We start from the raw sequence: 1,696 nt of genomic DNA on the forward strand, positions 1-1,696 counted from the left end.
GACCAGCAACCCAGCCAAGAGTTGGGAAAATCTGTAGTGCAGTATTCATTGATCACCTCATATGGAAACCGGCAACATGCCGGAATTGTTGATAAACTTTGTTTGCTGCGCAATGTTTGGGCAGATGGGCAGATGAACCTGTTTTTACCCTTTTTTTTCCTACATGCGCATCATGTGCAAAAAAGGGTAAAATGGCCTTTATCTGCCCATCTGCCCATAATCAAGCGGCAAGGACAAGACCATGTACCTTGCTGACAGCACTGCCAGAAGCACGAGGCACAAGAACCCCCTTATCTTTCAGCTTTCGACTGAACGACATGCTTGATATTGGCCGCAGCCCCCCAGATTCTGCCCAGAGTTTATACGCCGCATACACCGCCTTTGTAGAGAATTCAGCACCTGGTGCTGGCCTAGTGCGCTCCTCAAGGAACAGACCTATCAAATCAGACTCCGCTCGATATTCTGCCGTAGCCTCTTGCACAGCCGCCGGTGGGAGCAACCCTTCACTCTGCCACATCAGGCACCCTTCCACTGCCCACCGTAGGATACCTGACAGCTCTGCTTTCAACTTTGAAGGCAACTTCTTGTCAATTTCATCTGGTCGAATGACAGCAGTAAAAGGGATCAAATGGAAGCGTCTCCATATACCTTTATCTGTGCCCTTTATGATCGGCTTGTAGTTTCCCGCAAGCCACAACTTGAATTGTGGTCGGAACTCAAAAAATTCTCTGTGTAGAAAACGTGCTGTCACAGTATCGCCGCCGGTCCACTCCTTTAGTCGCGCCTCATAAAGCTGTGAGCCTTCTTCAACCTCAGAGCCTGCGACATATCTTGCAGCTACCAATCCAGCCAAGTCATTTGGGATTCCTGCACCATGAGCTTTGACCATGAGAGATTCGGAGCTGATACGCCTTGCATATCCAGATGATAGTTCCATTTGTAGCTCAAGGAATGTGCTCTTTCCGTTTAGCCCGTCACCATAAATGTAGAACAGGCAGTGCTCTGACGTTACACCCGTAAGAGTGTACCCCATTGCTTTTTGGAGAAACCGTATCAATGACCCATCACCGTTCGTCACTCTTGCTACGAATTTATCCCATGTTGGACATTGCGCCGATGGATCGAAAGAAACGGGAATCACCCGCGTTATCAGATCATGCTTGTCATGGGATCGTAAGACTCCAAAACGCAAATCGAGCGTGCCGTTCAGAACATTTAACAGCCAGGGGTTTGAATCCAGCCTGTCAGATGTCAGAGCAACACCAGGCTCTGTTTGTGCCAATGCAATCGCATCACGGATAGCAGTTCGTTGTTGAGACTTCATTGCATGCTTAAAACGGACGGTCTGGTCTGGCGCCCCAAGTGCCTTGTAATACAGGTTCATCATCGTTTGTTTCGCCAAACGCTCCACCCCCCCATCGTCATCCGAATGCCAATGCGTGTCCTTCCAAACAAACCATTTCCCCCATTGGTGAACATAACGAATGTTGCCGCCATGTTCCTGCACAATCAAACGCGCATTGCCCAAATCTGTCATATGCACATCAACGGCAAGCGGTGGTAGTGCAGCAACTTGCATCGATGACTGTTCAATTATTGCTGTTTTGTTCGACTCCTCAAAATTCCCAGGATCAGCAAATATCTTCGCACACTGCTCTGGCGTGTACCCTTCAGCCCCTGCATCCGCCGCATCCCA

2 protein-coding genes are annotated in these 1,696 nt (G+C 49.2%); one reads left to right on the forward strand and one right to left on the reverse strand.

The features are described 5' to 3' along the window. The coding region (locus EJP87_RS18730; protein ID WP_227657709.1) for a hypothetical protein at positions 1–255 on the forward strand (255 nt) is incomplete at its 5' end. Here the strand turns inward: EJP87_RS18730 and EJP87_RS15950 are convergent. Continuing rightward, positions 221–1,696: DNA primase family protein (locus EJP87_RS15950; RefSeq protein WP_227657710.1), on the reverse strand; the 1,476-nt coding region annotated here is incomplete at its 5' end. The genes EJP87_RS18730 and EJP87_RS15950 overlap by 35 nt on opposite strands.

Source organism: Candidatus Magnetaquicoccus inordinatus, assembly GCF_004217665.1.
In the GTDB taxonomy this organism is placed as follows: Bacteria; Pseudomonadota; Magnetococcia; order Magnetococcales; family Magnetaquicoccaceae; genus Magnetaquicoccus; species Magnetaquicoccus inordinatus.